The sequence below is a fragment of the Rhizobium sp. SAFR-030 genome, from assembly GCF_059415005.1.
The window spans coordinates 456,038-475,663 of sequence record NZ_JBPFDO010000002.1 but is presented as its reverse complement, the minus strand read 5'-3'; the positions used below and the strand labels follow the sequence as shown (position 1 = coordinate 475,663).

Here is a 19,626-nt window from a genome sequence, read left to right as displayed (position 1 = left end):
CCTTGCGGATCAGTAGGAGGTGCCCTTACCCGTCTGCGGAGCCTCGCCGCGTGCCCGCGCTTCGCGGATCGCGCGATAATCGCTCAGCGCGGCGCGGCCGGCGTCGCGCAGCAGCGCCACGTCGTAGGGTCCGGCGATGAACCGGTAGCCGCGATCGAGCAGATCGTTGACGCCGGCACCCGCATTGGGAACCGTTCCCATCACCTTGCCCGCCTTGAGGATCGCCTCTTCAGCCTGGCGCGTCAGGGCCTGCACGTCCGGATGGTCCGTCTGGCCGATCAGCCCGATGGAGGCGGCCAGGTCGTTGATGCCGATGAAGATGATGTCCGCCCCCTCGATTGCCGAGATCGCCGCCGCGTTGCGGACGGCTGTTTCCGATTCGAGCTGGATTGCGATGAGCATATTGCCGTTGGCCTTGGCCACGTAGTCCGGTTCCATGCCGAAGGTGGAGGCGCGCACGACGGACGCCGCGTAGCCGCGAAACCCCTGCGGCGGGTAGAGGCAGGCCTTCACCCCCGCCTCGGCCGCCTCCGGTGTGTCGACCGATGGGATCATCACCGACTGCACGCCGGCATCGATCACCCGCTTCAACAGCACATGATCGTTCCACGGCACCCGCACCATGGCCGGCGTCGGCGTCCCCTCGATCGCCCGCAGGATGTCGACGATGTCTCGCGTGTCACCAATGCCGTGCTCGTGGTTGGCCAGCACGAAATCGAAGCCGATATGACCGAGGATCTCGCCGTTCGTCGGAGAACCGCCGGCCACCCAGCATCCATAGGCGGCCTCTCCGGACAACAGCTGGCTCTTCAGGCGATTGGGGGTGAACATGCTGGACGTCCTTTCTGGAGATCATGAAGAAGCGGGATGAACAAATACCGCGGCGGCGAAACGCTGCTCACTTGCCGAAGCCGAGTGTGCAATGCACCGCCGAGCCCCATCCGGCCAGCAGTTCGCCCCGCTCGGCTTCATCCATGGATGGCGCGAATTGCCGCTCACGCTGCCACTCGGCGGCAAAACCCTTTTGGTCCGGCCAGAGACCGGCGCCGTGGCCCGCAAGCCAGGCAGCACCCAGTGCCGTGACCTCCGTCGAAGAGGAACGATCGACGGCGACGCCGAGAATGTCCGCCAAACGCTGCATGGTCCAGTCATTGGCCGCCATGCCGCCATCGACCCGCAGCAGCGTGTCCGCCTGACCCGGCCAGTCCTTGCGCATTGCGCCGAGCAGATCGTGGGTCTGGAAGCAGACGGATTCGAGCGCTGCCCGGGCAAATTCCGCCGGGCCTGTATTGCGGGTGATGCCGAACATTGCGCCGCGCGCTTCGGCGTCCCACCACGGAGCACCCATCCCGGTAAAGGCCGGAACGAGGTAGACCCGCTGGCCGGGATCGGCCTTGGCGGCAAGCTCTGACGTTTCGGAAGCCTTGCCGATCATCTTCAAGCCGTCGCGCAGCCATTGCACCGCAGCCCCGGCAATGAAGATCGAGCCTTCCAGCGCATAATGGATCTCGCCGTCCAGCCTGTAGGCAATGGTCGTCAGCAGCCTGTTCTGCGAGGCGACGCGATCGGTGCCGGTGTTGAGCAGCGCAAAGCAGCCCGTACCGTAGGTGGATTTCATCATCCCCGGCGTAAAGCAGGCCTGTCCGATGACAGCCGCCTGCTGGTCGCCGGCGACGCCGCGGATGGCAATAGCGCCGCCGAACAGGTCCGGCTCGGTCTCGCCGAACGCGTCGATGTTGGAGAGGATCTCCGGCAGCATCGAGCGCGGCACACCAAAGAGCTTCAGCAGATCGTCGTCCCAGTCGGCGCTGCCGATATTGCACAGCATGGTGCGCGACGCGTTGGTGACGTCGATGACGTGGCGCCGGCCGCCGGTCAGCTTGTAGACGAGCCAGCTGTCGACCGTGCCGAAAGCGAGATGGCCGGCCTCGGCCGCCTCGCGGGCACCGGCGACATTGTCGAGAAGCCAGGCGATCTTGGTCGCCGAGAAATAAGGATCAATCAGCAGGCCGCTGCGCTCGGCGACAAGTTCCGCGTTTCCGTCGCTGCGCAGGCGAGCGCAATGCTCGGCGGTGCGCCGGTCCTGCCAGACGATCGCCTTGTGGATCGCCTCGCCGGTTCGTCTGTCCCAGACAAGAGCTGTCTCGCGCTGATTGGTGATGCCGATGGCGGCGATCTGGTCAGCCGACACGCCTGCCGCCTGCATTGCAGTGCGAGCCGTCTCGACCGTCGTCGTCCAGAGATCCTCTGGCTCGTGCTCAACCCAGCCCGATCGCGGAAAATGCTGGGTAAATTCCTGCTGTCCGGCGCCGCAGTTCCGATAGCTGCGATCGAACACGATCGAGCGCGTGGAGGTCGTGCCCTGGTCGATGGCGAGAATGAAGTCCTTCATGCGGCGTATCCGTCTCTGTCATGCCTTGCGATCATGGTTGTGCGGCTCGAGCGTGAACCGAAGCGACGTCCGCAACGATGATATGGCAACAGCCGGCTGCCGACCCGTCCCGGCGGCTTCCGTTTCGCGACCCATCGGTCGACGCTCTCTCCCATTCACCGCTCCCGACGATGTCATGGTGTGGTAGCACATCCGGGGCCAGAGCAAAGAGCCTGCACACGGCCTCTCACGTGTAAATCTCATGGCTCTTACGACCGGCCTTCATCCCTTGATGCCGCCGCGGGTCAGGCCGGACACGACGCGCTCCTGGAAGATCACGATGAGGATGGCGACCGGCACGATGCCGACGACGAGGGCTGCCGAGATCACCGGCCAAGGGAAGGCGAACTCCCCCTGATAGAGCTGGATGCCGACGGGAAGGGTGCGCAAAGCCGGGTTCGAGTTGAATGACAGGGCCAGCAGGAACTCGTCCCAGGCGTTGACGAAGGCGAGGATGCCGGCGGTAAAGACGCCGGGCGCCGACAGCGGAACGACGATCTTGAACAGCGCACCAAGCCGGGTGCATCCGTCGATCATCGCAGCATTCTCCAGATCGCGCGGAATGCCCTCGAAGAACGAGATCAGCATCAGCGTGCAGATCGGCAGCGACAAGACCGTGTAGGGCAGCACCAGCGCGATCCAGGTGTTCAGGAGGTTCAGCGCCCGCATGATCTCGAACAGCGGCACCAGCAGCGTCACCAGCGGAAAGGTGGAGACCGCGATGATCAGCGACAGGATCAGGCCGCGATACTTGAGGTCGAGGCGCGCCAGCGCATAGGCGGCAAGGACCGAGACCAGCAGTGTCAGGCATGTCGACAGCAGGGCGACCATGAAGCTGTTGAACAGGAAGAGGTGCAACGGCTGGTCGGAAAACGCCTGCATGTAGTTGGCAAGCGTTGCGGAATGCGGCGCCCAAGTGATCGGCTTTTCCGTCAGCTCGGCCTCTGTCTTCAGCGAGGTGAAGAGGATCCATAGCGCCGGGAACAGGCCGTTGACCAGAAGGATTGCCGCGGCAATGAAGCGCAGCGGTCGCCCCGACAACCAGGAGCCTGAAGCTGCGCCGCTCACGTGGCCCACTCCCTGGCGCGAAGGATGCGCAGGTAGATCGCGGTCACCCCGATCGAAAGCACGAACATGACCACGGCAAGCGCGGCGCCATAGCCGAGATCGAGGAAAGACACCGTGTTCTGGTGGATGTACATGGCAAGCGTCGCAGTCGATGTGCCGGGGCCGCCGCCGGTCATCATGTAGGGGATGTCGAAGGTCTGCAGCGCGGTGATCGTGCGAAAGATCAGCGCCACGACGATTGCCGGCTTCAGCAGCGGCAGGGTGATCTCGACGAACTGCCGGATGCGGCCGGCACCGTCGACGTCCGCCGCCTCATAGAGCGAGCGCGGAATGGTCTGCAGGCCGGCCAGGATGATCAGCGCCATGAACGACGACGTCTTCCAGATGATCGTCAGGCAGATGGCGGCGAAGGCGAGGTTCGGCGAGTTGAACCAGATGACGCCGTCGATGCCGAAGCGTGCCAGGACGTCGTTGACCACCCCGTATTCCGAATGGAAGAACCAGGCGAAGATGAGCCCGGCAAACGAGAGCGGCAGCGCCCAAGGGATCAGCAGCGACAGGCGCACCGGCCAGCGCCTGCGAAACGGCAGGTTGGCGAGAAGCGCAAGACCCATTCCGACGACCAGCGCGCCCGGAACAGTGATCAGGGTGATCAGCACGGTGTTCCAGGTAGTCTCCCAGAAAACAGGATCCTCCAGCATCAGCCGGTAATTCTCGATGCCGACAAACTCGCCCGGCAGGCCGGAGGTCAGCGACAGGTTGAAGAGGCTGGTGTAGAACAGCCGCAGCACCGGATAGACGATGATCGCCGACAAGAGGATCGCGGCCGGCGCCAGCAGCAGCCCGGCCAGCACCCGGTCGCTCGGGTCCAGCATCCGCGTCCAGACCGCCGGTTGCGCACCGCTGACCTTGGCTTCGGTGAGGATGGGCGTCTTCAGGATTGAGGCTCCCGCGCTTCTGTCATCAATCAGGCGATACCCGGCAGGCGAGGGCGTCTACCGCAGCACGCGCTTGAGGCGAGCCTCGATCTGCGCCGCGCCATCCTCCGGCGTCATCACCCCGGCAAGCACGGCATTGACGGTGGTGCGGATCGTCTCGCTGACCTCGTTGTAGCGCGGCGTGACCGGACGCGGCTTGGCGGTTTCGACCACCTGCAGCGCGTCTGCGAACCACGGGGCCGCCTTCAGCACATCGGCATCCTTGTAGAGCTCGCCGTAGGTTGGCAGCAGCGACCCGTTGATCGCCATGTACTTGGACGAGTCCTTGCCCGACAGGTATTCGACGAGCTTCTTTGCCTCGTCCTGATGCGTCGAATAGGCCGAAACGCCCCATTCCCAGCCGCCGAGGCAGGTCGCCTGCTCGCCGCCGGTCATGGCCGGCAGCCTCGCCACGCCAACCTTGTCGGCGACCGCCGAGTCCTTGCCCTGCGACTGCGCCCAGGCATAGGACCAGTTGACGGCGAAGATCGCATTTCCCGCCTGGAATTCCTTGCGCGTATCGTCCGTGGCAACTTCCGCGATGTTCTTCTTCGACACGCCCTCGTCGACGAAGCTCTTCCATAGCGCCAGCGATTTCACCGCGGCGTCGCGGTCAAAATTCAGCCTTCCGTTGTCGACCAGCGTCTTGCCCTGGCTCCAGTAGGGCAGGAGGAAGGTGCACACCGCGCCTTCGATCGCCTTGCCCTGGAAAGACAGTCCCTGCAGGTCGGGGTTCTTCTCGGCGCCGTTGATCGTTTTTACGGCCGCCTTCAGCTCGTCCCAAGTCTTCGGCGGCTGGATACCGTGCTTTTCGAGCAAATCCTTGCGGTAGTAGAGGAACATCGCGTCGGCGAAAGCCGGCAGCGCCACGACCTTCCCATCGACCGTATTGGCTTCCGAATAGGCCGGCAGATAGGCCGACATGTCCTTGTCGTCGAACGGGCTTGTCCAGCCTGCCGCTGCGAACTGCGCCGGACGGATAACGTCGAGGATCAGCACGTCGAGCGCGGTATCCTTCGCCGTCATGACGGTGTTGAGATACTGGACCTGCGCCTCCGAGGTGTTGCCGCCGGTTTCGATCGTCACCTTGGTGCCGGGATTGGCAGCCTCGTACTGGTCGAGAACCTTGCGCCAGACATCGGGCTGATGCTGGCTCGAGACGAATACCTTGAGCTCCGTGTCGGCATGGGCGAGGGGCGCTCCTCCCAGGAGGGCGGCAGACAGCATGGCACCCGCTGCAAATGTCGTCTTCATCTTTACTCTCCCAGTCATTGCTGAAGCGGTTTCCCGCGGGCGAAACATCACGCCAGGACCCGACCGGTCTTGGCGTCGAACAGATGGAGCTTCGACGGATCGAGGCCAATGCGCATCCGCGTCCCGACCTCGGGTCGGTTGTCGGGGGCCATGCGTGCCGTGAGCGGCTCGCCGCCCAGCGACACATGCACAAGCGTATCGGAGCCGAGCGGCTCGACGACCTCGACCGTGACCGTCAGCGCCAGAGAGGGCGCGGCCGCGCCGACGAAGTGCTCCGGGCGAATGCCGACGATCACGTTCTGTCCGTCGCGTATTGCCGCGCAGTCGGTGTGGATGCCGGCAAGCGGCAGGCGGTCACCGTTGGTGAGCATGATTGATCCGGTGTCGATTGTCGCCTTGATGAAGTTCATGGCTGGCGCGCCGACGAAGCCGCCGACGAAAATGCTGCGAGGGTGATTGTAGACCTCGTCCGGCGTCCCGACCTGCTCGATGTCGCCGTCCCGCAGGATGACGATGCGGTCTGCGAGCGTCATCGCCTCAACCTGATCGTGGGTCACGTAGAGGATGGTGGTGCCGATCTGCTGGTGCAGGCGCTTGATTTCTGTGCGCACCTGGCCGCGCAGCTTGGCGTCGAGGTTGGACAGCGGCTCGTCGAACAGGAAGACCTGCGGACGGCGGACGATGGCCCGCCCCATCGCCACGCGCTGGCGCTGGCCGCCCGACAATTGCCCAGGCCGACGGTCGAGGAGATGGCCGATGCCGAGCATCTCGGCGGCATCTCCGACGCGTCCATCCGCTTCCTTCGCCGGCACGCCGCGGACCTTGAGGCTGAAACCCATGTTCTCGCGCACTGTCTTGTGGGGATAGAGCGCATAGTCCTGGAAGACCATGGCGATGTCGCGGTGGCGCGGCGCGAGCCGGTTGACCACCCGGTCGCCGATCCGGATCTCACCACCACTGATCGGCTCAAGCCCCGCCACCATGCGCAAGGTGGTCGACTTGCCGCAGCCCGACGGGCCGACGATCACCACGAACTCGCCGTCGTCGATCTCGAGATCGATGCCGTTGACGATACGGTTGGACCCGTAGCTCTTTTCAAGCTTGCGAAGGCTGACAGAAGCCACTCATTCCTCCCGAACGCGAAGACGCTCCACCAGCGCCTTGCCTGGCGGCGGATCATAGCGACAGGATTTAAAACTGACAGGCCAAAAAGCCAGCCGTCGTGAGCACCCCTGTGGAAGCAATTATCCGTGTGTGGCTAATTTCTCTTCAGCCCTCACGGTCTAGACCTGCCGAAGCTCGATCATCACCGCCGCGCCGTTGCCGCTGACGGAGAGGATGGTGCTTTCGGCGGGGATCATCGCGCAGTCGAGGGTATCGAGATCGAAGCGGCCCGCCTCTGTCTCCAAGACCACAGGCCCGACACGGCAAAACAGCAGGCAGAGCGCTTCGACGCGCCGCCCGACGTAAGGCAGATGCAGACGCTCAACGTGATGTTCGAAGCGGCCGCGGCGGGTCATGACGTTGAGGTCGGTGATCGGGCCATCAATCAGCCTCGCATCGGTCGCCGCATCCGCCGGGAAGCCATGGGGCGGGGCGGCCGCATCGAGAACCACCGCGGGATGCTCCTCGACAGACAGTTCCACGCCGTGGCCCGACAGCACGACCAGCGTCCGGTCGACGCCGTCGAAGGTCGAAAACGGGCCGTCGGTGGGGACGGTCGCCATGCTGACGCGCCAGTCGAAATCATCGACCGAGGCACCGGCGGGAAAGACGGCGAGCTCCACCGTCTCTCCGCCGCCGTTCTTCCACGGCATGCGTCGGTGGTCTTGCGCCTTGAGGATCCTCATCGTCAGTTTCCCAGAATGCCGGGCAGCCGAAGTCCCTTTTCCGTCGCACAGTCCACGGCGGCCTCATAGCCGGCATCGGCATGGCGCATGACGCCGGTTGCCGGATCATTCCACAGAACGCGCTCCAGACGGCGGGCGGCATCGTCCGTTCCGTCGGCGCAGATGACCATGCCGGAATGCTGGGAAAAGCCCATGCCGACGCCGCCGCCGTGATGCAGCGACACCCAGGTGGCGCCCGAGGCGCAGTTCAGCAACGCGTTGAGAAGCGGCCAGTCGGAGACTGCATCCGAGCCGTCTTTCATGGCCTCCGTCTCGCGGTTGGGCGAGGCGACCGAACCCGAATCCAGATGATCGCGGCCGATGACGACCGGCGCCCTCAGCTCGCCCGAGCGAACCATCTCGTTGAAGGCGAGGCCGAGCTTGTGGCGGTCGCCGAGGCCGACCCAGCAGATGCGCGCCGGCAGACCCTGGAAGGCGATGCGCTCGCGCGCCATGTCCAGCCAGTTGTGCAGATGGGTGTTGTCCGGCAGCAGTTCCTTCACCTTGGCGTCGGTCTTGTAGATGTCCTCCGGATCGCCCGACAGCGCCGCCCATCGGAACGGGCCGATGCCGCGGCAGAACAGCGGGCGGATGTAGGCCGGCACAAAGCCCGGGAAGGCGAATGCGTTTTCCAGGCCCTCTTCCTTGGCCACCTGGCGGATGTTGTTGCCGTAGTCGAGCGTCGGCACGCCGGCGTCCCAGAACGCCACCATCGCCTCGACATGGCTCCGCATCGAGGCACGGGCTGCCACTTCGACGCTCTTCGGATCGCTTTCGCGCTTGGCCTTGGCCTCCTCGACGGTCCAGCCGAGCGGCAGATAACCGTTGCGCGGATCATGCGCCGAGGTCTGGTCGGTGACGATATCTGGGCGCGGACCACCGGCCTGCATGCGGCGGACGAGCTCCGGGAAAACTTCGGCGGCATTGCCGATGAGGCCGACGGATTTGGCCTCGCCGGCCTTCGTCCACTGGTCGATCAGCGCCAGAGCCTCGTCCAGCGTGTGGGCCTTTGCATCGACGTAACGGGTGCGCAGGCGGAAGTCGACACGCGTCTCGTCGCATTCGACGGCCAGGCAGCAGGCACCGGCCATGACGGCGGCAAGCGGTTGGGCACCGCCCATGCCACCCAGCCCGCCGGTCAGAATCCACTTGCCCTTGAGGCTGCCGCCGTAATGCTGCCGACCGGCCTCGACGAAGGTCTCGTACGTCCCCTGAACAATGCCCTGCGTGCCGATATAGATCCACGAGCCGGCGGTCATCTGGCCGTACATGGCAAGACCCTTCTTATCCAGCTCGTTGAAATGATCCCAGGTCGCCCAGTGCGGCACGAGGTTGGAATTGGCGATCAGCACGCGCGGCGCATCCTTGTGGGTGCGGAACACGCCGACCGGCTTTCCCGACTGGACCAGCAGCGTCTCTTCCTCGGTCAGCGTCTTCAGCGTCTCGACGATCTTGTCGAAATCGTCCCAGGTGCGGGCGGCCCGACCGATGCCCCCATAGACCACGAGTTCATGCGGGTTTTCCGCCACATCGGGATCGAGGTTGTTCATCAGCATCCGAAGCGGTGCTTCGGTCATCCAGCTCCTGGCGGAAAGTTCGGTGCCGGTCGCGGCGCGGACATCGCGAATGTTGTGGCGTGGATTAACGGTCATGCTTGTTCCCCTTGTTCGTCAATGTCGCGGCGATCGTCTCGATGCGTTCGAGGATTTCTTTCAGGTGCACGCGCAAGCGCTCGGCCTTGTCGACGTCGTATGCGAAGGGCGGCTGCTCGGTCGCCAGATGCGAGATCTGCGACAGCTCCATCTGGATCGCGTGGACGCCGGTTGCCGGCTGTCCGTAGTGGCGCGTCGTCCAGCCGCCCTTGAAGCGGCCGTTGACGATGGACGTATAGCCTTGAGCGGACGCGGCGATATCTGCAACCGCGGTCTCGATCCGCGCGTCGCAGGTGCGGCCCATGTCCGTGCCGATGTTGAAATCCGGCAGCCGGTCTTCGAACAGGAACGGGATCCGCGAGCGGATCGAATGGCAGTCGTAGAGAACTGCAACGCCATGGATCGCTTTCACCCGCTCGATCTCGGTCGCCAGCGCCGTATGGTAAGCGGCGTGAAATGTCTGCAGGCGATCAGCGATATCGGTCTCGGTCGGCGCCTCGCCTTCGCGCCAGATCGACAGGCCGTCGAAGTCGGTTTCGGGAACGAGGCCGGTGGTGTTCTGTCCCGGATAGAGGCTCGTGCCGGACGGATCCCGGTTCGCGTCGATCACGTAGCGATGGAAGGTGGCACGCACGGTCGTCGCGTTGGGCAACAGGCCGGCATAGAGGTCATGGATGTGCCAGTCGGTATCGGCAAGCAGCCGGCCGTTGTCGTTCAGGCGTTCCCAGATGTCCGTCGGCACTTCGGTGCCCGTATGCGGAAAGGCGAGGATGACGGGGGAGGTGCCGCGGCTGATTTCGAAATTGCTCACCTCACCCCTCCAGACCGGGCAATATGTCGTCCGAGACACTGCCAACCAGCGACCCGTCCGCCACCAGGCGTGCGGCTGCCGCAAGGTCCGGCGCCATGAACCGGTCTTCCTCCAGCGTCGGCACGACGGCGCGCAGCGCTGCCATCGCCTTCTGCAGTTCGGGGCCGGTCGTCAGGGGCGCGCGGAATTCCACGCCCTGGGCTGCCGTCATCGCCTCGATGCCGATGATCCCAAACAGGTTCTCGGTCATCTGCAGCAGTCGCCGCGCGCCGTGGCAGGCCATCGACACATGGTCCTCCTGGTTCGCCGAGGTCGGCGTCGAATCCACCGAAGCGGGATGCGCCATCTGCTTGTTCTCGCTCATCAGCGCCGCCGACGTGACTTCGGCGATCATCAGGCCGGAGTTGAGACCCGGCTTCCTGGCGAGAAACGCCGGCAGGCCGTAGGAAAGGGCGGGATCGACGAGCAGCGCCACGCGACGCTGGGCGATCGCACCGATCTCGCAGATGGCGATGGCGATCTGGTCGGCGGCGAAAGCCACCGGTTCGGCGTGAAAATTGCCACCCGACACAACGCTGCCGTCGGACAGCACCAGCGGGTTGTCGGTTACTGCGTTGGCCTCGATCTCGAGTGTCCGCGCCGTCATCCGCAGCAGGTCGAGGCAGGCACCATCCACCTGCGGCTGGCAACGGATGCAATAGGGGTCCTGCACACGCTCGTCGCCCTGCAGGTGGCTCTCGCGGATGACCGATCCCTCCAGAAGCCGGCGCAGCGATGCCGCCGTATCGATCTGTCCCTTGTGGCCGCGCAGCGTGTGGATGTCGGCGGTGAACGGAGCGGACGATCCCATGGCCGCATCGGTGGAAAGCGCTCCGGTGATCAGTGCCGCCTGCGCCGCACGATGGGCGCGAAACAGTCCCGCCAGCGCCAGAGCCGTCGAGGCCTGCGTGCCGTTGATCAGCGCCAGGCCTTCCTTGGCGGCGAGCACGACAGGCTCGAGCCCGGCCCGCTGCAGCGCCACGAGGCCCGGCAATTTCTCGCCGTCGAAGAAGGCTTCCGCCTCGCCCATCATCACCGCCGCCATGTGGGCGAGCGGGGCAAGATCGCCGGAGGCGCCGACCGATCCCTTTTCCGGGATGAGCGGCGTCACGCCCTTCTCGAGCATGCCCTCGATCAGCCGCACCAGCTGTAGCCGGACGCCGGAGGCGCCGCGACCGAGCGAGATCAGCTTCAGCGCCATGATCAGCCGGACGATGTTGTCCGGCATCGGTGCCCCAACACCGCAGCAGTGCGAGAGGATCAGGTTGCGCTGGAGCGTTGCCGTGTCGGCGCTGTCGATCTTGATCGAGGCAAGCTTTCCAAAGCCCGTATTGATGCCGTAGACCGGCTCGTTGCCGGCAGCGATCGCGGCAATCCGCCCGGCCGCGCGTTCGATGCCTGCGTCGAAGTCGCGGTCGAGGACTGCCGCCTCACCATTCCAGTAGATGCGCGCCAGGTCGGCAAGCGTGACGCTCCCCGGATGAAGGGTGATGGTCATGCTGTGGCTCCCGGTGAGGTGGTGTGGCCTTCGAACACCCGCTGGTGAAGCGGGTTGAAGCCGATGCGATAGACAAGCTCTGCGGGTCGTTCGATGTTCCAGATCGCGAAGTCGGCCGACTTGCCGACCTCCAGCGTGCCGGTCTGGGCCTGCAGGCCGAGGGCCCGCGCCGCCTCGCGCGTCACCCCAGCCAGGCACTCGTCGACCGTCAGGCCGAACAGCGTGGCGCCCATGTTCATCGTCAAAAGCAGCGAGGTGAGCGGCGACGTGCCGGGATTGCTGTCGGTGGCAAGCGCCATGCCGGTGCCGGCCGCCCGAAAGGCGGCGATCGGCGGCAGCTGCTTTTCACGCAGGGTGTAGAAGGCGCCGGGCAGCAGGACGGCGACCGTTCCTGCCTCTGCCATCACCCCTGCATCCTCTGTAGACAGATATTCCAGATGATCGGCCGACATCGCGCCATAAGCGGCGGCAAGCCTTGCACCGCCCAGATCCGACAGCTGCTCGGCATGCAGCTTCACCGGCAGTCCGAGTGCCTTGGCGGCATCGAAAACGCGGGCGATGTCTTCCGGCGAGAAGGCAATGCCCTCGCAGAAGCCATCGACGGCATCCACCAGCCCTTGCGCATGCGCCGCCTCAAGGCCGGGCAGCACGACATCGGTGATGTAGTCGGCGTTGCGTCCCTTGTAGGCTGGCGGCGTGGCGTGCGCTGCAAGCCAGCTCGTAACGATGCGCACGGGGCGGATCTCGCCGAGCCGGCGGGCGGCGCGCAGCATATCCAACTCGCCCTCTATGGTCAGCGCATAGCCCGACTTGATCTCGACCGTCGACACACCTTCGGCGAGCAGCGTGTCGAGACGGGGGAGGGCCTGCTCGACCAGTTGTTCGACCGACAGAGCATTGGTGGCGGTGACCGAGGAGATGATGCCGCCGCCGGCACGGGCGATCTCCTCATAGGTGGCGCCTGCAAGCCGCATCTCGAACTCCAGCGCGCGGTTGCCGCCATAGACCAGATGCGTGTGGCAATCGACGAGGGCAGGGGTGATCCAGCGGCCGCCGCAATCATTGACGGGCACTCCCGCGCGATCCACTGCGGCAAGATCCGCCACTTGCCCGACAAAGGCGATGCGGCCGTCGCGTACCAGGATGGCGCCATCGTCGATCAGGCCGAGACCCGGGCCTTGACCGGCAAGTGTCGCGATGCGCGCATTGACCCAGAGGCCCAAGCCTCTCACCGGTCCGACGTTAACGGCTGAAATTTGATCCTCAGACATCGTTCTTCCGCCTTCTCTTGTGGCAAAACATGTATATACATTAGGGAAACGAGGCAAGACAAAATTGCGGTCAGAAAGCGAAAGGTCAGCACCATGCAGGTGATCCACGCGGCAACAGCGCTGCTGCCGGAAGGCTGGCGCAGCGACGTGCGACTGACGATCGAGCGCGGCAGCATCCGGGCCGTCGAGACCGGCGTTTCGGCTCAAAGTGGCGACGAGCGGCATTCGGTTCTGGTTCCGGCGATGCCGAACCTGCACAGCCATGCCTTTCAGCGGGCGATGGCCGGACTGGCGGAAACCAGGGGTTCGGGCGACGACAGCTTCTGGAGCTGGCGGGTGCTGATGTACCGCTTTGCGCTGTCCATGACGCCGGACCAGGTGGAGGCGGTGGCCGCTCAGCTGTACATGGAAATGCTTGAGGCCGGCTTCGGGCGGGTCGGCGAGTTTCACTACCTGCATCACGACCGCGACGGCGGCTTCTATGCCAACCCGGCAGAGATGGCCGAACGCATCGCCGCAGCCAGCAGCGAAACCGGCATCGGCCTGACGCTACTGCCGGTATTCTACGCCCATTCCGGCTTCGGCGGCACCGAGCCCAGTGATGGGCAGCGCCGGTTCATCCATGACCCGCAGGCCTTCGCGCGGCTGATGGAGGCCTGCCGCGGCATCGTCTCACGTCTGCCGGGGGGAGAGCTCGGTATCGCTCCGCACAGCCTGCGCGCCGTGACGCCGGAGGAACTGGCGACGATCCTTCCGCTGGCGGGCAACGGTCCTATCCACATCCACGTGGCCGAGCAGGTGAAGGAAGTGGAGGATTGCCTCGCCCATACCGGCCTACGGCCGGTTGAATGGCTGCTCGACCATGCGCCTGTCGATGATCGTTGGTGCCTCATCCATGCCACGCAGATGACGCCCGGCGAGACGCAGCGGATGGCGGCAACGGGCGCCGTCGCCGGTCTCTGCCCGATCACCGAAGCCAATCTCGGCGACGGCATCTTCAATGGTGCGCCATACCTCGCCGCGGGTGGCCGCTTCGGCATCGGCTCGGATTCGAACGTGCTGATCTCGGTGCCGCAGGAGCTGCGGCAACTCGAATACTCGCAGCGTCTCTCGATGAAGGCCCGCAACGTCATGGCCGAAGCCGGTGGCTCCACCGGCCGGATGCTGTTCGATGGCGCGTTGGCGGGCGGCGCAGCAGCCTTGCAGGCTTCGGCTGGCCTGGCGCCGGGCGCAAGTGCCGACTTCGTCTCGCTCGATCTCGCAGACGCCGGCTACCTGAAGGACGACCAGATCCTCGACCACTGGATCTTTTCCACCGGGATCTCGGTCGATTGCGTCTGGGTGTCCGGCGTCCGGCAGGTGGAAAAGGGTCGTCACCAGCGCCGCGAGGCGATCAGCCAACGTTTCCGCAAGACCATGCAGGAGCTGTTGTCACGATGAACGCGCAGCGCCCGGCGGGTAACGAGAAAGAGCAGACGCTGCACAGCCGCATTCTCGGCGATCTGGAGCGACAGATCCTCTCCGGCGCCTGGCCGCCCGGCCACCGGCTGCCGTTCGAGGTTGATCTCGCCGCACAATATGGCTGCTCACGGATGACGGCGAACAAGGTGCTGACCCAGCTGGCGCGCGCCGGCCTGATCGAACGTCGCAAGAAGTCGGGAAGCTTCGTCGCCCAGCCGGTGGCGCAGGCGGCGGTGCTGGAAATCCACGACATCGAGGCAGAGGTGCGGTCGCTGAACCTGCCCTACGCCTTCGCCGTCGCAAAGCGCGTCCGCCGCACGGCGAATGCGGCAGACCGCCTGCATCTGGACCTGACGGAAGGAGCAGCACTGGTGGCGATCACCTGCCTGCACAGCGCCGGCAGCCGACCATTCTGTCTCGAAGAGCGGCTGATAAACCTGGAAACCGTCCCTGAGGCAGCGACGGAGGAGTTTTCGCAGATGGCGCCGGGCGCCTGGCTGATCAGCCGGGTGCCATGGAATGCGGCCGAGCACCGCATCCAGGCCATTCCGGCCTCGGCGGCCATTGCCGCTGCACTCGATATCCCGCGCCATGCCGCATGCCTTGTCGTCGAGCGGCGCACGTGGGGCGCCAGCGGGCCGGTCACCTTCGTCCGGTTGACCTATCCGGGCGACCGTCATTCCCTCGTTGCGCGCTTTCATCCGGGCGGCCAAGCCTAGCTGAGCCTCTGCTTCCTGCAGTCGGCCGGCGCCGCTGACGCAACGTTTCTTAATGCGATGAAACACCGCCAGCGCGGCCGATAACTATGGTCAATTCCGGATCATCCAGAGGTGAAAGTGCCTTTGGATCTAACGGAAGGCCGCCTACATGTCCCGGATATCCTCCCCCGTCCCGTTGCAGCTGCGCCCGATCGCCGGCGCCTTGGTGGCTTGGCTCGCGCTTGGCCCGCTGGCGGTGTCGGCGCAGGAGCAGATGCCGGTCACGGTCGTCGTCGCCCGGCAGGAAGCTGTGACGGAACGCATTCCGGTCGTCGGCTCGCTCGCGGCCAGAGAAGAAATCGAGGTGCATCCTCTCATCCAGCAGAGAGCCATCGAGCAGATCCTGGTCGAGACCGGCCAGCATGTGGAGAAGGGCGAGCCGCTTGCGGTGCTCGATACGACCGACGCCCGCATGCTCCTCGACAAGAACTCGGTCAGCATCCTGCGCGCCAAGGCTGCCGTTTCGGTCGAGGCGAGCCGGCTGGATGTCGCGATGGTAACCGAGGCGGAAGCGCGCAAGACACTGCAGCGCAGCCGGGCGCTGGAAGCCAAGGGTGTCGTCTCTCAGCAATTGCTGGATGAACACGAGAACGCCCACGCGCGCGCTGTCGCCCAACTCGGACTTGCGCGGCAGTCGCTTCAGCTTTCGGAAGCCGACGCCGAAATCATCGCCCGCGAGCGCAAGGAAATCGAACTGACGATCGAGCGTAGCACGGTGAAGGCGCCGGATACCGGACTGGTGCTGCGGCGAACCGCCCGCATCGGTGCCATGACCGCGACCTCATCGGCGCCGCTGTTCGTCATCGCCAGGGATGCCGTCATCGAGTTTGTCGCGCAGGTGACGGAAACTAGCTTTGTCCGGCTGCGCGAGGGCATGCGTGCCGAGATCGCTTTGCCGGGTTTTGAGCACCCGCTCGGAGGAACGGTCAGGCTGAACGCTGCACAGCTCGATCCGGCGACACGCAGCGGCGAAGTCCGGATCGAACTGGATGAGATGGCCGGACTTCGGCCCGGGATCTTTGCCCGCGGCAGTATTCTGGCAACGGCCAGGCGCAACATCCTGCTGCCGGGCACCGCCGTAAAGACCGGCAGCGGTGCAAGCAGCGTATTCGTCGTCACCGACGGAATGGTCGATCTCCGGCGTGTGGTTGTCGGGGTGCGGCAGGACGGCCTCGTTGAGATCATCGAGGGCGTCACAGACGGTGAGATGATTGTCCTCAAGTCGGGCAGCTTCCTCAAGGCCGACGAAAAGGTTCAGCCGGTGATCGTCAGTCTCGACAGGCCATCGCCAAACCATCTGGCTGGATCCTTCCCGGCACAGGGTGCGGAGGCTGCGCGATGAACACCAACATCTCTGCCTGGGCGATCCGCAACCCTCTGCCATCGATCCTGCTCTTCGTCATCCTGACGGTCGTCGGCCTCTACAGCTTCGCCAAGCTGCCGATCACCTACTTCCCCACCATCGTCACCCCGGCGGTCAAGGTCACAGTCGAGCAATCCGGCGCCACGCCGATCGAACTTGAGACCGAGGTGACGCGGCTGATCGAGAATGCCATCGCCTCGCTTCCGGCCATCGACGAGCTGTCCTCGACGATCGGCGAGGGCAGGTCGGTGACCACGGTGGAATTCACGCTCGGGCTTGTGTCTCCCGATCGGGCGATGGACGACGTGCGCGACGCGGTTGCCCGCATCCGCGGCGACCTGCCGGGCACGATCGACGAACCGGTCATCGAGCGCATCGAGGAAGAGGCACAATCGGTCGTCACCTATGCCGTTTCCAGTGCCGACATGTCGATGCCCGAGCTGTCCTGGTTCGTCGACGACGTCGTGACGCGCGGCCTGCAGGGCCTTTCGGGAGTCGGACGGGTGGAGCGCATCGGGGGCGCCGACCGGGAGATCCGTGTCGAACTGGATGCAGACCGGCTGCAGGCGCTGTCGCTGACGGTCAACGGCGTCAACGAAAAGATCATGCAGGCGCAGATGGACCGCTCCGGCGGACGAAGCGACATGGAAGGCGGCGAGCAGGTGCTGACGACCGCCGCCGCCGCAAGAACCGTCGCGGAATTGGCCGACCAGCGCCTGGCGATCGCCGGAGAAAATTCCATCCGTCTCGCAGATGTGGCGACCGTCCTTGATACGGCGGCCGAACCGCGTTCTTTCGCCACCCTCGACGGATCCGATATCGTCGGCTTTGCCGTCTATCGCTCGCAAGGCGCAAGCGAGGTTGCCGTCGCCAAGGCCGTAGCCGAGACGGTCGAGACCCTCAAGGCGAGCCATCCGGCCCTGCGCTTCGGCCTCGTGGACGACAATGTCTCCTATACGGCAGGCAATTACCGCTCGGCGATGGATACCCTGTTGGAGGGCGCCGCCCTGTCGATCGTCGTCGTCTTCCTGTTCCTGCGGGACTGGCGTGCGACGCTTGTCGCCGCGGTGGCACTGCCGCTGTCGATCATTCCGACATTCTTCGCGCTCGACCTTCTCGGCTTCTCGCTCAACATCCTCAGTCTGCTCGCCATCACGCTGGTGACCGGCATCCTCGTCGACGATGCGATCGTCGAAATCGAGAACGTCGTGCGCCATCGCAACATGGGAAAGTCGGCCTACCGCGCCGCCCTCGACGCGTCCGACGAAATCGGCCTTGCGGTCATCGCGATCTCGGCGACGATCATCGCGGTTTTCGCGCCGGTCGGGCTGATGAGCGGCGTCGTCGGCCTCTACTTTCGCGAATTCGGCCTGACGGTTGCCGTTGCGGTGTTCTTCTCGCTGCTGGTCGCCCGGCTGATCACGCCGATCATGGCGGCCTACATCATGACCGGCAGCCCGCCGACCGGAGAACGGAAGGGGCGGCTGTCGTCGGCCTATGAGACGCTGCTCCGCTTGAGCCTGCGCTGGAAGTGGATGACCGTCGGCTCCGCCTTCATCCTTTTCGCACTGGCACTGGTCTCGCTGATGTCGGTCCCGACCACCTTCCTGCCGGCCGAAGATACCGGACGCCTGATGCTCACAGTCGAACTGCCGCCCGGCGCGACGCTTAACGACAACCGAACCGTGACGGATAGGATCGCCGCCGAAGTCGGGCGGATCAGCGAAGTCGAGGGCGTACTCGTTCGCGCCGGATCCAGCATGAGCGGTCAGCAGGACGTGCGCTACGCCGTCGTCTCCGTCGATCTGGTGCACAAATCCGAGCGTGACCGCTCATCCTTCGCCGTCCAGGCTGAGATCGAAAAGTCGCTGGCGGTGATACCCGACGTCCGGCTGAGATACCTCAACAACCGCGGCGGCCGCGACCTGTCCTTCGCCATCCTCGGGAGCGACGGGATAGCCGTCCAGAGCGCTGCCGATGCCGTTCTACGCGAGATGGCTGAGGACCGGAGCTTCCTCAGCCCGGCCAGCGACAATGTCGCGATGCGGCCGGAACTGCGGATGACCGTGCTTTCGGACAAGGCGGAAACGCTCGGCGTCTCCGCCGCAACCATCGCCAGCACCATGCGCATCTCGACCATCGGCGACGTCGACAGTCGGCTGGCGAACTTCATTGAAGGGTCGCGCCAGATCCCCATTCGCGTCGTGCTCGACAGTGATGCACGTGGCCGGCTTCCCATCTTCCAGACGCTGAGCGTGCCTGCCGCCAACGGAAGTCAGGTGCCTCTCGCGGCCGTCGCGGAAATCAGCTTCGACGAGACAGTGGCGGCAATCGACCGTTTCGACCGCCAGCGCCGCATCGAGATCGGCGCCGACATGGCGGAGGGTCTGACCTCGGGCCAGGGCCTTGAGCGGCTGATGCAGCTGCCCAGCGTCAAGAACCTGCCAGCCGGCGTGCGCGTCCAGGCCACCGGCGATTCCGACACGGAAGGCGATGTGTTCGAAAGCTTCGCGGTGGCCATGGGCGCCGGCATCATGCTCGTCCTCATCGTCCTGATCCTGCTGTTCAAGAGCGTCCTGTCGCCCTGGACCATTCTTGCATCCCTGCCGCTGTCCATCGGCGGCGTTGCCGCAGCGCTTCTCGTCAGCGGAAATTCAATTTCGCTGCCGGTGGTCATCGGCATCCTGATGCTGATGGGCATCGTGACCAAAAACGCCATCATGCTCGTCGATTTCGCCATCGAGCGGGAAGCGCACGGACTGCCGCGGATCGAAGCCATCGTCGAGGCATGTCTGGAGCGGATCCGCCCGATCGTCATGACGACGCTAGCGATGGTCGGCGGCATGCTGCCCTCCGCCTTCGGCGTCGGCGATGGCGGTGAATTCCGGGCTCCGATGGCCATCGCGGTGATCGGCGGACTGCTGCTTTCCACCGTGCTGTCGCTGATCGTCATCCCCTCGCTGCACCTCATCCAATCAGGTTTCGGCGATCGCCTGAACCGTCTCTTCCGGCCGTCCCTCCAGTCGGCCGAAGCGGGTCTCCGCGATCGCTGAATACGGCGCGCCGTGCCGCCCCACATGGCGCCTGCCGACGAGGCCGATCAGCCCCTCTGGTCGGCCTCGTCTCGCTTCGCATGAACTGCGCGTCATCGGTT

15 protein-coding genes are annotated in these 19,626 nt (G+C 65.0%); 4 read left to right on the top strand and 11 right to left on the bottom strand.

The window, feature by feature from the left end:
* Positions 1-9: 9 nt before the first annotated feature.
* The 11 genes from ACR65N_RS07880 to hutI all read right to left on the bottom strand — a co-directional run bounded on the left by ACR65N_RS07880 (position 10) and on the right by hutI (position 12,890).
* Positions 10-831 (bottom strand): HpcH/HpaI aldolase family protein, encoded by an 822-nt coding sequence (locus ACR65N_RS07880; RefSeq protein ID WP_440456513.1) that lies wholly within the window; start codon positions 829-831, stop codon positions 10-12.
* A gap of 67 nt (positions 832-898) precedes the next feature.
* Positions 899-2,392 (bottom strand): glycerol kinase GlpK, encoded by a 1,494-nt coding sequence (gene glpK, locus ACR65N_RS07875; protein ID WP_440456512.1) that lies wholly within the window; start codon positions 2,390-2,392, stop codon positions 899-901.
* 261 nt (positions 2,393-2,653) lie between these two features.
* Complete coding sequence (locus ACR65N_RS07870; RefSeq protein WP_440456511.1) at positions 2,654-3,499, bottom strand: carbohydrate ABC transporter permease; 846 nt, start codon at positions 3,497-3,499, stop codon at positions 2,654-2,656.
* Positions 3,496-4,374 carry a carbohydrate ABC transporter permease gene (locus ACR65N_RS07865; RefSeq protein WP_440456510.1) on the bottom strand — a complete coding sequence of 293 codons (879 nt, stop codon included), beginning with the start codon at positions 4,372-4,374 and terminating at the stop codon, positions 3,496-3,498. Before ACR65N_RS07865 ends, ACR65N_RS07870 begins: the two co-directional genes overlap by 4 nt.
* Positions 4,375-4,494: 120 nt before the next feature.
* Complete coding sequence (locus ACR65N_RS07860; RefSeq protein ID WP_440456509.1) at positions 4,495-5,730, bottom strand: ABC transporter substrate-binding protein; 1,236 nt, start codon at positions 5,728-5,730, stop codon at positions 4,495-4,497.
* 47 nt (positions 5,731-5,777) lie between these two features.
* Positions 5,778-6,854: an ABC transporter ATP-binding protein gene (locus tag ACR65N_RS07855; RefSeq protein ID WP_440456508.1), complete on the bottom strand. Its 1,077-nt coding sequence runs from the start codon at positions 6,852-6,854 to the stop codon at positions 5,778-5,780.
* Positions 6,855-7,013: 159 nt separating this feature from the next.
* Positions 7,014-7,580 carry a HutD/Ves family protein gene (locus tag ACR65N_RS07850; protein WP_440456507.1) on the bottom strand — a complete coding sequence of 189 codons (567 nt, stop codon included), beginning with the start codon at positions 7,578-7,580 and terminating at the stop codon, positions 7,014-7,016.
* Between the two features lie 2 nt (positions 7,581-7,582).
* Positions 7,583-9,271, bottom strand: coding sequence for a urocanate hydratase (gene hutU / locus ACR65N_RS07845; RefSeq protein WP_440456506.1), 1,689 nt, complete (start codon positions 9,269-9,271; stop codon positions 7,583-7,585).
* Entirely contained in the window at positions 9,261-10,082 is an 822-nt protein-coding gene (hutG, locus tag ACR65N_RS07840; RefSeq protein ID WP_440456505.1) for an N-formylglutamate deformylase, read from the bottom strand. The genes hutU and hutG overlap by 11 nt, the downstream gene beginning before the upstream one ends.
* Position 10,083: 1 nt before the next feature.
* On the bottom strand, positions 10,084-11,619 hold the full coding sequence (gene hutH / locus ACR65N_RS07835) for a histidine ammonia-lyase (protein WP_440456504.1): 1,536 nt from the start codon (positions 11,617-11,619) through the stop codon (positions 10,084-10,086).
* Positions 11,616-12,890, bottom strand: a complete 1,275-nt coding sequence (gene hutI / locus ACR65N_RS07830; RefSeq protein WP_440456503.1) for an imidazolonepropionase — start codon at positions 12,888-12,890, stop codon at positions 11,616-11,618. Before hutI ends, hutH begins: the two co-directional genes overlap by 4 nt.
* 93 nt (positions 12,891-12,983) lie before the next feature.
* Here hutI and ACR65N_RS07825 point away from each other — a divergent pair, with 93 nt between their 5' ends.
* From ACR65N_RS07825 to ACR65N_RS07810, 4 genes are all read left to right on the top strand, one after another.
* A complete protein-coding gene (locus ACR65N_RS07825; RefSeq protein ID WP_440456502.1) occupies positions 12,984-14,330 on the top strand; it encodes a formimidoylglutamate deiminase in 1,347 nt (448 codons plus the stop codon).
* On the top strand, positions 14,327-15,070 hold the full coding sequence (gene hutC / locus ACR65N_RS07820; RefSeq protein ID WP_440456501.1) for a histidine utilization transcriptional repressor HutC: 744 nt from the start codon (positions 14,327-14,329) through the stop codon (positions 15,068-15,070). Before ACR65N_RS07825 ends, hutC begins: the two co-directional genes overlap by 4 nt.
* 148 nt (positions 15,071-15,218) lie before the next feature.
* The gene (locus ACR65N_RS07815; RefSeq protein WP_440456500.1) at positions 15,219-16,451 is read left to right on the top strand and encodes an efflux RND transporter periplasmic adaptor subunit; all 1,233 of its coding nucleotides are present in this window, start codon (positions 15,219-15,221) and stop codon (positions 16,449-16,451) included.
* Positions 16,448-19,525: an efflux RND transporter permease subunit gene (locus ACR65N_RS07810; protein ID WP_440456499.1), complete on the top strand. Its 3,078-nt coding sequence runs from the start codon at positions 16,448-16,450 to the stop codon at positions 19,523-19,525. The genes ACR65N_RS07815 and ACR65N_RS07810 overlap by 4 nt, the downstream gene beginning before the upstream one ends.
* The last annotated feature ends 101 nt before the right edge of the window (positions 19,526-19,626 follow it).

Coding starts and splice junctions, on each gene's coding strand:
- ACR65N_RS07815 (WP_440456500.1), top strand. CDS start 15,219: ATGTCCCGGATATCCTCCCCCGTCCCGTTGCAGCTGCGCCCGATCGCC.
- ACR65N_RS07825 (WP_440456502.1), top strand. CDS start 12,984: ATGCAGGTGATCCACGCGGCAACAGCGCTGCTGCCGGAAGGCTGGCGC.
- hutI (WP_440456503.1), bottom strand. CDS start 12,890: ATGTCTGAGGATCAAATTTCAGCCGTTAACGTCGGACCGGTGAGAGGC.
- ACR65N_RS07880 (WP_440456513.1), bottom strand. CDS start 831: ATGTTCACCCCCAATCGCCTGAAGAGCCAGCTGTTGTCCGGAGAGGCC.
- ACR65N_RS07865 (WP_440456510.1), bottom strand. CDS start 4,374: ATGCTGGACCCGAGCGACCGGGTGCTGGCCGGGCTGCTGCTGGCGCCG.
- ACR65N_RS07810 (WP_440456499.1), top strand. CDS start 16,448: ATGAACACCAACATCTCTGCCTGGGCGATCCGCAACCCTCTGCCATCG.
- ACR65N_RS07860 (WP_440456509.1), bottom strand. CDS start 5,730: ATGAAGACGACATTTGCAGCGGGTGCCATGCTGTCTGCCGCCCTCCTG.
- glpK (WP_440456512.1), bottom strand. CDS start 2,392: ATGAAGGACTTCATTCTCGCCATCGACCAGGGCACGACCTCCACGCGC.
- hutC (WP_440456501.1), top strand. CDS start 14,327: ATGAACGCGCAGCGCCCGGCGGGTAACGAGAAAGAGCAGACGCTGCAC.
- hutH (WP_440456504.1), bottom strand. CDS start 11,619: ATGACCATCACCCTTCATCCGGGGAGCGTCACGCTTGCCGACCTGGCG.
- hutU (WP_440456506.1), bottom strand. CDS start 9,271: ATGACCGTTAATCCACGCCACAACATTCGCGATGTCCGCGCCGCGACC.
- ACR65N_RS07850 (WP_440456507.1), bottom strand. CDS start 7,580: ATGAGGATCCTCAAGGCGCAAGACCACCGACGCATGCCGTGGAAGAAC.